Below are 12,347 nucleotides of genomic sequence, written 5' to 3' on the forward strand. Positions count from 1 at the left end.
ATGGGGAAGCGATCAATCGCCGACCGGCGGCAACGGCATCATCTCACGATGCGGACACCTGACCGAGGGCAGCAACTGCCCCGAACGCGGGCGGAATAGTCATTCTCACTCGTCTCAGTGACGTGCGAAGGACAGGCCCAGCGGGCACCCCGGCCACACCAGGAGCGCGACAGCGCCCCCGGGCAGACGTCGCGACCACTGACCGGAAGCCGCCGAACAGCTCCAGACATTGATCACCACCACACCCGAACGCCGGCCCGCACCCCCAGCCCGTCCGGGGGCTGCCCTCTGGAGGAGTTCGAGGACAAGGCCCGTCCAGGGCCGTAGCGGAGGTCCGGGGGGCGCAGCGCAGCCCCCAGGAACGGGATGGGACGGGCAGGGGCGGCGGGGGCGAGAAACCCCCGCGATGTGCCGCACGCCATTATGCAACTAGTTGCACAACCCCTCCGGCGTCCTCTACAAATACAAGAACAACCCCGCGCCCGGAGGCCCCCATGAGCCGTATCAGCCGCTACCCTCACCTGCTGAGCCCCCTGAACCTCGGCTTCACCACCCTCCCCAACCGTGTCCTCATGGGCTCCATGCACGTGGGCCTCGAAGAAGCCCAGCACGGCTTCGAGCGCATGGCCGAGTTCTACGCGGCCCGCGCCCGCGGCGGCGTCGGCCTCATCGTCACCGGTGGCATCGCCCCCAACGACGCCGGGCGCCCGTACGAGGGCGGCGCCAAGCTCACCACCGACGCGGAAGCCGACCAGCACCGGGCCATCACCGACGCCGTACACCGCGAGGGCGGCAGGATCGCGCTGCAGATCCTGCACTTCGGCCGGTACGCCTACCACCAGGACCTGGTCGCCCCGAGTCCGCTCCAGGCCCCGATCAGCCTCTTCCCCCCGCACGAACTCACCGACGCCGAGGTCGAACAGACCATCGACGACTACGCCCGCACCACCCTCCTCGCCCGCCGGGCCGGCTACGACGGTGTCGAGATCATGGGCTCCGAGGGCTATCTGATCAACGAGTTCATCGCTGCCCGGACCAACCACCGCACGGACCGCTGGGGCGGCTCCTACGAGAACCGCATGCGCTTCCCCGTCGAGATCGTCCGGCGGGTGCGCGAGGCGGTCGGCGAGGACTTCATCCTCGTCTACCGCCTGTCCATGCTGGACCTGGTCCCCGGCGGCTCCACGCTCGACGAGGTGATCACCCTCGCCAAGGCCGTCGAGGCGGCCGGCGCCACCATCATCAACACCGGCATCGGCTGGCACGAGGCCCGTATCCCCACCATCGCCACCTCGGTGCCGCGCGGCGCGTACACCTGGGTGACGAAGAAGCTGATGGGCGAGGTGTCCGTCCCCCTCGTGACCACCAACCGCATCAACACCCCTGAGCTCGCCGAGGAGTTGCTCGCCGACGGGTGTGCGGACATGGTGTCGATGGCCCGCCCGATGCTCGCCGACCCGGACTTCGTCAACAAGGCACGCGAGGGGCGTCCCGAGGCGATCAACACCTGCATCGGCTGCAACCAGGCATGCCTGGACCACACCTTCAGCGGGAAGATCACCTCCTGCCTGGTCAACCCGCGCGCCTGCCACGAGACGGAACTCGTCCTCGCACCCACCAGGCTGCGCAAGCGGGTTGCCGTCGTCGGCGCCGGCCCCGCCGGGCTCGCCTGCGCCGTCTCCGCCGCCGAGCGCGGTCACGAGGTCACCCTCTTCGACGCCGCCCCCGAGATCGGCGGCCAGCTGAACGTCGCCCGCAAGGTCCCCGGCAAGCAGGAGTTCGACGAGACCCTGCGCTACTTCCGCCACCAGCTCGACGCCCACGGCGTGGACGTACGCCTCAACACACCAGTGGACGCCGGTGACCTGGCGGACTACGACGAGGTCGTCGTCGCCACCGGCGTCACTCCCCGCACCCCGGACATCCCCGGCGTCGACCACCCGAGCGTCGTCGGCTACCTCGACGTCCTGCGCGACAACTCCCCCGTCGGCGACCGCGTCGCGATCCTCGGTGCGGGCGGCATCGGCTTCGACGTCGCCGAGTACCTCACCGACAGCGGCGACAAGGCGAGCGAGGACCCAGCGTCGTACTTCCGCGCCTGGGGCGTCGACATGGACTACCGCTCCCCGGGCGGTCTGGCCGCCCCCGAGCGCCCCACCCCTCCCCGCAGCGTCCACCTGCTCCAGCGCAAGGCTTCCAAGGTCGGCGCCGGACTCGGCAAGACCACCGGCTGGATCCACCGCACCGAACTCAAGCACCGGGGCGTCACCATGACCCCGGGCGTCCAGTACGACCGCATCGACGACGCCGGCCTGCACATCACCGTCGACGGCACCAGCACCGTCCTGCCGGTCGACACCGTCGTCCTCTGCACCGGCCAGGACCCGCGCCGCGACCTGTACGACGACCTCCTCGCCACCGGCCACCGCGTCCACCTGATCGGCGGCGCCGACGTGGCCGCCGAACTGGACGCCAAACGCGCCATCAAGCAGGGCACCGAAGTGGCGGCGGCGCTCTGACGCCCGTACGAGCACACGAGCACAGGAACGAGCACAGGAACGAGCACAGGTCAGTCACCACCTGTCCCTAGGATTGAGTCCATGTCACTCCCGCACGCGATCCTCACCGCCCTGCTCGAAAGGCCGTCCTCGGGGCTGGAGTTGACCCGCCGCTTCGACAAGTCGATCGGCTACTTCTGGTCGGCGACGCATCAGCAGATCTATCGCGAGCTGGGAAAACTGGAGGCCGAGGGGCACATCCGCGCCCTGCCCGCCGAGCAGCCGGCCCGCGGGCAGAAGAAGAGCTACGAGGTCCTGCCCGCGGGCCGCGCAGAACTGGCCCGCTGGACCGCCGCGTCCCAGGACCCCAAGCCCCACCGCGACACCATGCTGCTGCGCCTGCGCGCCTCGGCGGTCGTCGGCACCGAAGGCATCGAGGCCGACCTGCGCCGGCATCTCGCCCTTCACCAAATTCAGTTGACGGAGTACCAGGAGATCGAGAAGCGGGACTTCCCGCCCGGCACGGACAACCCCCAGGACCGGCTCCAGCACCTGGTCCTGCGTGCGGGCATCGACCTGGAGACCTTCTGGACCCAGTGGCTCACGCACGCCCTGGCGGAGTTCGCGGAGCTGCCCGGCGGAGAACGGTGAGCGCCCTGTCCCCGAGGCTGGGCCTCGGGGACAGGGCGCTCGTGCAGGTCGACTCGATCGGCGCCCACGGGGCACTCGGCTTGATCGGCCCACTCGCCTCGATCTGCTCAACCGGTGTAAGTGAGCGGGCAGTTGGTCCTCAGAGCCGGAAGACATCGAGGAAGGAGCTCCAGAATCCCTTCTTGCGCGGTTCCTGGCGGGCCGCCGGGGCCGTCGTCGGCTGCGGCGCCGGGCGAGGGGCCGGTTCGGCCGCCGGCATCGGCGCCTGGTTGCGCAGGGCCGCCGCGATCCGGGTGGCGGGCGTCGGGCTGAACCGCACCGGCAGCGCGGCCAGCGCGCGGTGGAAGGGTCCGGGGCGCCACAGGAGGCTGTCCTGCGGGACCGCGAGGGTCAGGTCGGGCAGCGCGTTGAGGATCTTCTCGATCGCCGTGAGCGCGATGACCTGGGCCGGGTCCTTGGCGGGGCAGGCGTGCGGGCCCGCGCCGAAGGCCAGGTGCGCGCCCTTGCTCGCCATCTGCCGGGCCTCGTTGAGGGCGGGGTCGCTGTTGGCGGCGGCGAAGCTGATGACGACGGGCGAGTTCGCGTCGACCGGTATGCCGCCGAGGTCGACGTCCTGCAGCGGATAGTGGGTCGCGTAGTTGGCTATGGGCGGGTTGTTCCACAGCACGTGCTCAAGGGCTTCCTCGACCAGCATGCCGCTGCCGCGCTCCGACGGGCCGTCGGACAGCAGCAGGAGCAGCGCGCTGGCGATGAGGTTGCGCTGGGGTTCCAGGCCCGCGCCCATCAGCACGATCAGCTGGTCCCTCAGCTCCTCGTCGTTGAGGCCCGCGGAGTGCTGGATGAGCCAGGAGGTCACGTCGTCGCCGGGCTCGCGGCGCTTGAGCGTGATCAGCTCCTGGAGGCAGGTGGCGACCTGCTCCATGCCCTTGAGGGCGTCGTCCTGGCCGTCGAACATGGCGGACATACCGGTGGTGAGGCGGTCGCCGATGTCGGCCGGGCAGCCGAACATCTTGTTGAACAGCAGAAGCGGGATCAGCTTGGCGTAGTCGCTGAGGAGGTCGGCGCGGCCCCGCTCGCTGAACTGGTCGATCAGGTAGTCGGCGATGGGCTCGACGTCCCGCCGGATGCGGCTGATGTTCAGCTTGGCGAGGCTCTCGGTGACGGCCTTGCGCAGCCGCAGGTGCACCGCGCCGTCCGTGAACAGGACGTTGGGCCGGTACGCCATCATCGGCAGGACCGGGCTGTCGAGGGAGATCCGGCCCTCGTTCAGGGCTGCCCAGCGGCGCGAGTCACGGGCGAACAGGGTGGTGTTCTGGAGCACCCTGAGGGCCATCTCGTGCTGGACGACGAGCGTGGCGTCCACGCCCGGGGCGAGTTCGACCGGTGCCGCCGGGCCGTGGGCGCGCAACTGGTCGTAGATGCGGTGCGGTTCGGCGGCGAAGTCAGTGCCGTGCATGGGGCATCTGGCGGGAGCGCTCGGTGTGGCACCCGCGTGCTGTGTGTCCATGGAGGTTCCTTAGGGTTCCCCGCGCCTCGGGGCGGGGGACGGGGGTGAGGAAAACCTTGTGCGGGGCCCTGGTCCGGACGGTCCGGACCCCTGACCGGGCTCCCTGTCCGGGCCCCCTGTGCGGGGAGGGGCCCGAAAGGGAGGGACCGGGGCTCAGGCCGCGCGGGTGAGCAGGTGCTGGACGAGGGCGATCAGCGCCCTCGCCGAGGACGTCTGGTCCCGGGCGTCGCAGTAGACGACCGGAGTGTCGGGCAGCAGGTCGAGGGCCTCGCGGATCTCGTCCTCGTCGAACTCGGCCGTCGCGTCGAAGGTGTTGACGGCGATGGCGTACTCCAGGCCGTACTTCTCGACCAGGTCGATCACCGGAAACGTTTCGGCCAGCCGGGACGGGTCGACCAGGAGCAGTGCGCCGAGCGCGCCGCGGGCCATGTCCTCCCACAGCTGCATGAAGCGTTGCTGACCGGGCGTACCGAACAGGTACAGCACCAGTTCCTCGCTCAGCGTGAGCCGTCCGAAGTCCAGCGCGACCGTGGTCGTCACCTTGTCCGGCGCGCCCTTCAGATCGTCCACGTTGGCGGACGCCTGGGTCATCTTCTCCTCGGTGCGCAGCGGGGTGATCTCCGACAGCGAGCCGATGTAGGTGGTCTTGCCCACGGCGAAGTGCCCTACGACAAGGATCTTCGCGGTGGTGGTGACCGCGTCTGAGACGTAGATCGTCTCAGCCGTAGAGGGATTCGAGTCCATGCAGCACCTTTTCGATGATTCCTCTGTCGACGGACTGGGCGCGTGGGGGCGCGGCACGGCGCAGGAGATGACCCTGTTCGAATAAATCGGTCAGCAGGAGTCGGGCGACACCCACCGGAAGGGTCAGGTGCGCGGCGACCTCCGCGACGGAGAGGTAGCCGCCGCCGCACAGGTCCCAGATGGCCCGTACCTCGGGGCTGGCGCCGAGCGGCACCTCCCGGTCGGGAGCCAGCGTGACCAGGGTGTGCAGGGACAGGTCATCGGCGGTCGGCAGCCGCCGCCCGCCCGTGATGACGTACGACCGGACGAAGTCACTGGTGACCGTGACCGGAGCTTCCTCGCCGTGCGCGTTCATGCTTCCGCACCGGCGTTCTGACGCGGCGGGGTGGTCATCGCCTTGCCGAGCGCTCCCACCTGCTGCTGCATCCGGAACGACATGGCCTCCATGTCGACGTCCAGCGCGGCCGACACGGCGAGGTAGGCACCGCTGCCCGCCGCGATGAGGAAGATCCAGCCGCCGTCGTACTCGATCAGCGTCTGCTTCCACAGACCGCGTCCGAAGCCGACGAAGGGGGCGACTGCGCGGCTGAGGGACTGCATCGAGCTCATCGCGGCGGCGTTGGTCTCCGCCTCGTCGCGCTCGATGTCACTGGACCGCTCCAGGAGCAGTCCGTCGGCCGAGACGAGGATCGCGTGACGGGCGCCGCGCACCTGCAGCACATCGTTCAGCACCCACGACAGATCGGGATTCACTGGTCCTGTGGTCCTTCCATGGTCGTCGTGTCCCGCCCAAGCAGCGTTCCGCGCTGGAACGCACCGATACGTGAGGCCGTCACCTCGTTGTTGTGCTCCGGCTCCGGCGGCGGTGGCACCACCGCGACCGGACTGCCGCGCCGCCGCCGCTTGGGCAGGCCACCGGCCGTCGTACCGACCGGACGAGGGGGTCCGCCGGGCGTGGCCACCGGGGTCAGCCGCTGCGGGGCTACGGCACTGGCCTCGGCCTGGGGTTCGGCCTTCGCGGCCCCGCCCTCGGGCTCGGGAACGTCCGTCGTCAACAGGTTCTCTGGCAAGAGAATCACCGCCCGTACGCCGCCGTAGGGGGACACCGAATCGACCGAGACCTTGAAGCCGTACCGGGTGGCGAGCATCCCGGACACGGCGAAGCCGAACTTCGGCGGGTCGCCGAGGCTCGTGATGTCGACCGGTGCCTGCGGGGAGAGCAGGACGCTGGCGCGCGCCTTCTCCTCCGTGTTCATGCCGAGGCCGGCGTCGTCGACGATCAGACAGACACCGGTGGGTACGGCCTGGATGTTGATGTCGACGCGGGTGCCGGGTGCGCTGTAGTTGGTGGCGTTGGCCAGCAGTTCGGCGAGGACGACCGCGACGGGCTCGACAGCCCGGCTGGCCACCGAGACGTTCACCTGGGTGTTGATGGTGACGCGGTCGAAGTGCTTGATGCGGCCCTGGGCACTGCGGGCGACGTCGTACACGGAGGCGGTGTTCTCGCGCCGGCCGAGCCAGCCGCCGCACAGCACGGCGATGCCCTGGGCACGGCGGCCGAACTGGCTGTTGGTGTGGTCGATCATCATCAGGTCGCCGAGGACCTGTTCGTCGTCGCCGTAGCGGCGCTGCGACTTCTCGATGATGAGCTGCTGTTCGTCGGCGAGCACCTGAAGTGTCCGCATCGCGGACTTCAGGACCGCCTTGGTGTCCTCCTCCGCGTCCTTGCGCACCGCGGCCAGGTCGCCCGCGTGCTGTGCGTTCAGTTGGGTGTATTCCGCATAGAGGCGGTCGCGTTCACTCTGTGCGGCGTCGCGGGCGCTCTGCAGGTCGTTGCTCTTCCTGCGGAGCGCCATGTTGGTTCTCCGGGCCCGCATCACTGCGACGACCGCAGCGACCAAGACCACGAGCAAGATCCACAGCAGTGGATCCTGGATCAATGACGTCATGAGACTCTCTTCAAGTCGCCTTGCGACAGGAGCAGTTGCGGTCCGATGGGTCCTGGCCTGGAACTCGGGCCTAGCCCGGTGGCGAACCTTACCGGCGGACCAACTCAGCCACTCCTTCGCGATGGGGCCCCTAGAGACTGTCCCCCGTGCGCGTGGCGCGCATCAGCCTACTGAAAGTGGGATGATCTTATCAGTCAAGGGAGCGTCAAAAAGGTTCCGCTTGCGCGCACTTGGAGACCTTCACACAGGATTCGCCAACGGGTCCACGACAGTTACGCACCCGATACCGTCCGGGCGCGCAAAAGGCCCGCTCCCCGGCTTTCCGGGAAGCGGGCCTTTCCCTCGGGCGCTCAGGCGGCGTCGGCGACGGTGCCGAGACCGGTCTCGGCGGGCCGCCAGTAGACGCCTCCGCCGCGCCGCAGATGGTTCAGGTCGACCAGATACCGGCGCAGCGTCACGTGGTCGATACCGCTCGCGCCCTCGCACCACACCTTCAGCCGCTCGTCGACGAGCCGCTCCGGATACTCGACGCCCGTCTCGAAGCTGTTTTCGGCGATGTGCCGGAGCACAATCAGCTTCCGGCTCCAGCGGGCGGGCAGCCGCACGAGCCGGCCGTCCTCCCGTACGAAGGTCCGCAACACGTTCTCGGTCTGCTGCCGCTCGTTCTGCTCGGCTCGGTCGGATGCCATGACCGGAGGCTAACCCGTGCGCGAGCGGAGTCACACCACTTTTGCCGCGCCCGCCCGCCCGCCCGCTCCCCCGATCGCTCTTCGAAAAGGGTGACGCCCGGCCGGACGCCGTTACCAGGCGTGAGCGGGCGCGTTGTAGGGGACGTGCGGGCGCGAGTCCAGTGCCCGCACTCATCGAACCAAAGGAGAACGTGATGTCTCGCATCGCGAAGGCAGCCGTCGCCGCTCTCGGCACTGGTGCCGTGGTGCTCGGCGGTGCCGGTATGGCCGCGGCTGACGCGGATGCCCACGGCGCGGCCATCGGCTCGCCCGGCGTCCTGTCCGGCAACGTCCTGCAGGTCCCGGTCCACGTGCCCGTCAACGTGTGCGGGAACACGGTCAACGTGATCGGCCTGCTGAACCCGGCCTTCGGCAACACCTGCGCCAACATCAGCGGCGACGACCACAAGAACGACGACTACAAGAAGGGCAACCCCGGCCCCGGCGGCTACGGCAGCTGACCCGTCGTACGCAGGCATGGGAAGAGCCCCGACGGACCCACCGTCGGGGCTCTTCCGCGCACGCGCCGCTCTGCGTACCCCGTTACGCGTACCGGTAGATGCCGCTGTGGTCCTCCAACTGGTCCGGCGTCATGTCCCACGGCGGCAGCGTCTCGTGCCGGGCCACGACCCGGCCGCGCTGCGCGTCGCCGAACCCCGGCGGCCGGTCGGGCAGATAGCGGGCACCGGCTCCGTGCCGGCGCTGCCAGCGCGTCCAGCACAGGTCGACGAAGGCGTGGTGCAGCCAGAAGACGGGGTCGTTGACGGAGGCACCGCCGACCATGTGCCCGCCGACCCAGCGGTGGACGCGGTTGTGGTTGTGCCAGGAGCCGGGGCCCCGCCCGCGCCCCCATCCTTCGAGCCTGTTGCGGAACCCCTTGTCGGAGGTCGAGTTCCACGGCGACACGTCGTAGACGGGATCGTCGAGGGCCGAGTCCAGGTTCTGCCGGGTCGGCAGCGTGAGCGGCTCTCGGCTGCGGCCGAGGTCACGGGTGAGGAACTCGCCGTCGGTGACGCTCTCCTTGATCGTCCAGTCGCCGTGGTCGTACGCGAACGGCCCGGTCATGACCCGCTGGTCGAAGGAACGCCCGGTGCCACCGAGCAGATCCTCGCTCCACGGCACACCGGTCGTCGTGCGGTCCCGGGTCCAGTCCCAGTACGGCAGCGTCACCGACGGGTCCGCGCGCTGCAACGCCCTCTCCAGGTCCAGCAGGAACCGCCGGTGCCAGGGCAGGAAGGACGGCGCCATGTGGGCCGTACGCAGCCCGTCCTCGCCGTCGGAGACGTAGTACTCGATGTGGGTACGCACGAACTCGTCGTACTCGCCCCGCCGTTTGACCTCCAGCAGCGCCCCGACGAACCGCCGCCGCTCGGCGCGCGTCAGCGTGCTGACGTCCTTACGCGTGTACGCCACGGCCGCCCCCTTCCCCGGCGGCGACCGTCAGCTGCCGCCCGGGTCCCAGCTCGTCGACGGCGGCGCGGGCCGCCTCCAGGGGCGTGGGGTACGAGCGGTAGTGGTCGACCATGCTCAGATACGTCCCGTCCGCGCGCCGCATCAGATGCAGGGGCCGCCCGTCCACGGTGATGTGCCACTGTCCTCCGCCGGGCGGGCGCATGACCTGCGCCATGTGGTCGTGGTGATCCGCGCCGGCTCTGACGCCACGCAGCCGGCGGCCCCGGTACGTCTCGTCGAAGGACGGCGCCTCGCCGTCGCCCGGCTCGCGCCGGGGCCATGCGGCGGCGACGACCGGGACCACCGCCAGGGCGAGGGCCGACACGCACAGGGCGCGCAGCGCGTCCCGCCGCGTACCGGAACGGACGGGCGGGCCCGCCGGGCCCTGCGGCACTCTGCTGACGAACAACACTCTCTCCTCGTTCGGTTCGTTCGGTAGCGGCGACCGCCCGGCGACCGGGCCCAGGGGTCAGCCCGGGCCCAGAGGGTCCAGTTCGTCAGGTCCCGTGACTACCCGGACTACAACGAGCCGAGTCCCAGGGCCCCCGTCGGGGCCGTCTGCAGCAGGGGGGTGAGCACGGCGGCCCGCGGTTCCCTGAGCGTCGGCAGGCCGAACATCTCGGAGTTCGGCGCGGTCAAGGGGGTGTCCACGGACAGGCCGGGGGTCAGGGTCCGCAGGTCGGCCGCGGGGACGCTGGCGCCGGCCTCGTCGAAGCCCTTCCCGACCACCTGCGGCAGCGGCGTCTCGGCGGACAGCCCGGGCAGCGCGGCGCCGAGCGGCACCTGCGGCAGCGTGCTGGCCGGGATCATCTGCCCCTCGACGTACCGCGGTCCCTCGGGTACGCCCGGCATCAGCAGCGGCAGTTCGCCGCCCACCTTGGGCAGGTTCACGTTGAGGGACTTCTCGACGCCGTCCAGCGGTACGGGTACGGGGACCGTGTCGGCCGCGGCGGCGGGGGCCGTGGCGCCCACCGCCGCCGCCACGCCGGTGAGAACAGCGGCGGCAAGGGTTCGAGTGGTCGGCTTCATGGCAAGTACGGTCCTTTTCAGGAATCGGGGGGTGTTCGTCCGTACCGCGTAACGATCCTGGGAACCGCATCAGCTCAAGATTCCCCCGTGTGGTGCATTAGTCGTCCGATCAGCCCGGAAGGGCGCCCCGGTCCGGGCGCCGGACCGCACCGCTCGCCTTCCGGCCGTCAGCCGCGCAGGCTGCGGACCGGGAGGATGACGTGGGCCGCGGCGGTCAGGGTCTCCTCGGCGCCCGCGAAGGCGGCCAGCGCCTCCGGCGAGATGGGCTGGCCGGGCTGGGCCTCGGGCCAGGGGCGGGTGGTGAACACCAGGTAGGCGAAGCCCCGTTCGGCGACCGCGGTGAGCCACTCCGCGGGCGGGACGCACTGGGCGTTGAGCTGCGGCATGTTGACGACGGCCGAACCGGCCTCGACGAGCAGGCTGACGGGCAGGCTCGGGCGGGTGGAACCGTCGACGATGTCGCCGCCGACCGGGAGGCCGGTGTCTGTGAGGAGTTGCCCGACGGCGACGGCCGAGGCCTCGGGGCCGCCCTCGCCGTCCCCGAGGGAGTAGGCGAGGAGGTAGGGCATGTCGCCGTCAGGGGCCTCACCGCTCCAGGCCATGACGACGAGCGTGCCCAGGTCGGCGATGCGGAAAGGGCGCGTTTCGCTTGAGGTTGAGGTCACCGCGGAACCTTATCGACGGGATTTGACGCCGCCGGCCGCATTCTCACTCGACCGGGGGATTTCCCGCCGGTAGCCACACGAAAGAGGGACGGGACTCGAACAGCGCGAAGGGCCGGTTCCGCACACCTGGAAGGCGGACGGAACCGGCCCTTTCGGAACCCGCTTCGATACCCTTGCCGGGCCCCGCGTCAGCTCGTCAGCCCCGGAGGGGGAGGCCGCCGAGCAGCCCGCCGTTCGAGTTGAGGGCGGTCGTCGCGTCCTTCACCGTGCTGAGCGCCGAATCCTTGTTCTCGGTGTCGAGCGCGTTCGACTGGTGCTGAAGCGGCTGCGCCTGCTCTACGTCGAGGGGGCCCTTGGTGAGCGTGTTCACGGCACCGTTGAGGCTGGTGGGCGTGAGGTCGGCGGTGTCGTAGGCGAACGCGGGCGCGGCGGCTCCGGCGATGACCATGGACCCGGCAACAACAGCGGCAGCCTTCAGGGACTTCATCGTGTTCCTTTCATCGGCGACTCATGTCACCAGAGGGAATGTTGTCGCCCTGTCCAACGAGCCCCGGTCGCGGCGGAAACCCCGTACGCAGAAAATTTCTGCGGCGCACGTGATTCCGGAACACGAAATGTGTCTCAAAGGATTGACGCACAAGCGAAATCGGCACACAGGCAAGAGAACGGCCGTTGTGCCGACCGACAGGTCGGCACAACGGCCGGAAGGGGGCGAACCTAGCGGACCGGCAGCGGCAGCGGTGGCACCGGGACCGGCAGCGGCGGGACCTCCACCGGCAGCTTGGGCAGGGGCGGCAGACCTGCCAGGTCCGGCGCCGGCAGCCCGCCGCCGAGCAGAGTGGCGGCGACGAAGCCGACGAGGCTGGTCAGTACGCCGGTGACGGCCGGGACGACGTTCGCGACATCGCCGGACGTGACCGCCGTGAGCAGTGTGTCGACCGACTTCTGCAGCGCGGCGAGCGCGTCCGCCTCGATGTCGAGCGGGCCCTTGACCGCCTTGCCGTCCTTGAAGGCCACCGGAAGGGCGGACGCGGGCGGCAGAGCGGGCGTCGCCGGGAGGGCCGGAGCGTCCGGCAACGCCGGGGTCACCGGGAGAGCCGGAGCATCCGGCAACGCCGGGGTCA

13 protein-coding genes and 2 pseudogenes are annotated in these 12,347 nt (G+C 70.1%); 3 read left to right on the forward strand and 12 right to left on the reverse strand.

Going from position 1 to position 12,347, the window contains the following annotated elements:
• Nucleotides 1-503: 503 nt before the first annotated feature.
• On the forward strand, nt 504-2,519 hold the full coding sequence (locus RB628_RS30675; RefSeq protein WP_318323863.1) for an NADPH-dependent 2,4-dienoyl-CoA reductase: 2,016 nt from the start codon (nt 504-506) through the stop codon (nt 2,517-2,519).
• An 81-nt stretch (nt 2,520-2,600) separates the two neighbouring features.
• Nucleotides 2,601-3,149, forward strand: a complete 549-nt coding sequence (locus RB628_RS30680; protein WP_318323838.1) for a PadR family transcriptional regulator — start codon at nt 2,601-2,603, stop codon at nt 3,147-3,149.
• A gap of 139 nt (nt 3,150-3,288) precedes the next feature.
• Here RB628_RS30680 and RB628_RS30685 read toward each other — a convergent pair whose 3' ends face one another.
• From RB628_RS30685 to RB628_RS30710, 6 genes and pseudogenes are all read right to left on the reverse strand, one after another.
• On the reverse strand, nt 3,289-4,605 hold the full coding sequence (locus RB628_RS30685; protein ID WP_318323864.1) for a cytochrome P450: 1,317 nt from the start codon (nt 4,603-4,605) through the stop codon (nt 3,289-3,291).
• Between the two features lie 204 nt (nt 4,606-4,809).
• Entirely contained in the window at nt 4,810-5,400 is a 591-nt protein-coding gene (locus RB628_RS30690) for a GTP-binding protein (RefSeq protein WP_318323839.1), read from the reverse strand.
• Nucleotides 5,375-5,755, reverse strand: a complete 381-nt coding sequence (locus RB628_RS30695) for a DUF742 domain-containing protein (protein WP_318323840.1) — start codon at nt 5,753-5,755, stop codon at nt 5,375-5,377. The genes RB628_RS30690 and RB628_RS30695 overlap by 26 nt, the downstream gene beginning before the upstream one ends.
• A complete protein-coding gene (locus RB628_RS30700) occupies nt 5,752-6,153 on the reverse strand; it encodes a roadblock/LC7 domain-containing protein (RefSeq protein ID WP_318323841.1) in 402 nt (133 codons plus the stop codon). Before RB628_RS30700 ends, RB628_RS30695 begins: the two co-directional genes overlap by 4 nt.
• Complete coding sequence (locus RB628_RS30705) at nt 6,150-7,349, reverse strand: ATP-binding protein (protein WP_318323842.1); 1,200 nt, start codon at nt 7,347-7,349, stop codon at nt 6,150-6,152. The genes RB628_RS30700 and RB628_RS30705 overlap by 4 nt, the downstream gene beginning before the upstream one ends.
• A gap of 350 nt (nt 7,350-7,699) precedes the next feature.
• Nucleotides 7,700-7,996: pseudogene (locus RB628_RS30710) on the reverse strand (DUF2087 domain-containing protein); the annotation flags it as partial.
• 236 nt (nt 7,997-8,232) lie between these two features.
• On the opposite strand from RB628_RS30710, the gene RB628_RS30715 reads away from it, so the two are divergent.
• A complete protein-coding gene (locus RB628_RS30715; protein ID WP_318323843.1) occupies nt 8,233-8,538 on the forward strand; it encodes a chaplin in 306 nt (101 codons plus the stop codon).
• A gap of 82 nt (nt 8,539-8,620) precedes the next feature.
• Here RB628_RS30715 and RB628_RS30720 read toward each other — a convergent pair whose 3' ends face one another.
• The 6 genes and pseudogenes from RB628_RS30720 to RB628_RS30745 form a co-directional block, all read right to left on the reverse strand.
• Nucleotides 8,621-9,490, reverse strand: coding sequence for a tyrosinase family protein (locus RB628_RS30720; RefSeq protein WP_318323844.1), 870 nt, complete (start codon nt 9,488-9,490; stop codon nt 8,621-8,623).
• Complete coding sequence (locus RB628_RS30725) at nt 9,474-9,941, reverse strand: tyrosinase family oxidase copper chaperone (protein WP_318323845.1); 468 nt, start codon at nt 9,939-9,941, stop codon at nt 9,474-9,476. Before RB628_RS30725 ends, RB628_RS30720 begins: the two co-directional genes overlap by 17 nt.
• 107 nt (nt 9,942-10,048) lie before the next feature.
• Nucleotides 10,049-10,558, reverse strand: coding sequence for a hypothetical protein (locus RB628_RS30730; RefSeq protein WP_318323846.1), 510 nt, complete (start codon nt 10,556-10,558; stop codon nt 10,049-10,051).
• Nucleotides 10,559-10,725: 167 nt separating this feature from the next.
• Nucleotides 10,726-11,223 carry a DUF5949 family protein gene (locus RB628_RS30735; RefSeq protein ID WP_318323847.1) on the reverse strand — a complete coding sequence of 166 codons (498 nt, stop codon included), beginning with the start codon at nt 11,221-11,223 and terminating at the stop codon, nt 10,726-10,728.
• 196 nt (nt 11,224-11,419) lie between these two features.
• Nucleotides 11,420-11,710 (reverse strand): hypothetical protein, encoded by a 291-nt coding sequence (locus RB628_RS30740; RefSeq protein ID WP_318323848.1) that lies wholly within the window; start codon nt 11,708-11,710, stop codon nt 11,420-11,422.
• Between the two features lie 230 nt (nt 11,711-11,940).
• Nucleotides 11,941-12,347 (reverse strand): annotated as a pseudogene (locus RB628_RS30745) (hypothetical protein); the annotation flags it as partial.

This window comes from Streptomyces sp. ADMS, from assembly GCF_033441795.1.
Lineage (GTDB): Bacteria > Actinomycetota > Actinomycetes > Streptomycetales > Streptomycetaceae > Streptomyces.

Coding starts and splice junctions, on each gene's coding strand:
- RB628_RS30740 (WP_318323848.1), bottom strand. CDS start 11,710: ATGAAGTCCCTGAAGGCTGCCGCTGTTGTTGCCGGGTCCATGGTCATC.
- RB628_RS30695 (WP_318323840.1), bottom strand. CDS start 5,755: ATGAACGCGCACGGCGAGGAAGCTCCGGTCACGGTCACCAGTGACTTC.
- RB628_RS30730 (WP_318323846.1), bottom strand. CDS start 10,558: ATGAAGCCGACCACTCGAACCCTTGCCGCCGCTGTTCTCACCGGCGTG.
- RB628_RS30690 (WP_318323839.1), bottom strand. CDS start 5,400: ATGGACTCGAATCCCTCTACGGCTGAGACGATCTACGTCTCAGACGCG.
- RB628_RS30705 (WP_318323842.1), bottom strand. CDS start 7,349: ATGACGTCATTGATCCAGGATCCACTGCTGTGGATCTTGCTCGTGGTC.
- RB628_RS30715 (WP_318323843.1), top strand. CDS start 8,233: ATGTCTCGCATCGCGAAGGCAGCCGTCGCCGCTCTCGGCACTGGTGCC.
- RB628_RS30685 (WP_318323864.1), bottom strand. CDS start 4,605: ATGCACGGCACTGACTTCGCCGCCGAACCGCACCGCATCTACGACCAG.
- RB628_RS30680 (WP_318323838.1), top strand. CDS start 2,601: ATGTCACTCCCGCACGCGATCCTCACCGCCCTGCTCGAAAGGCCGTCC.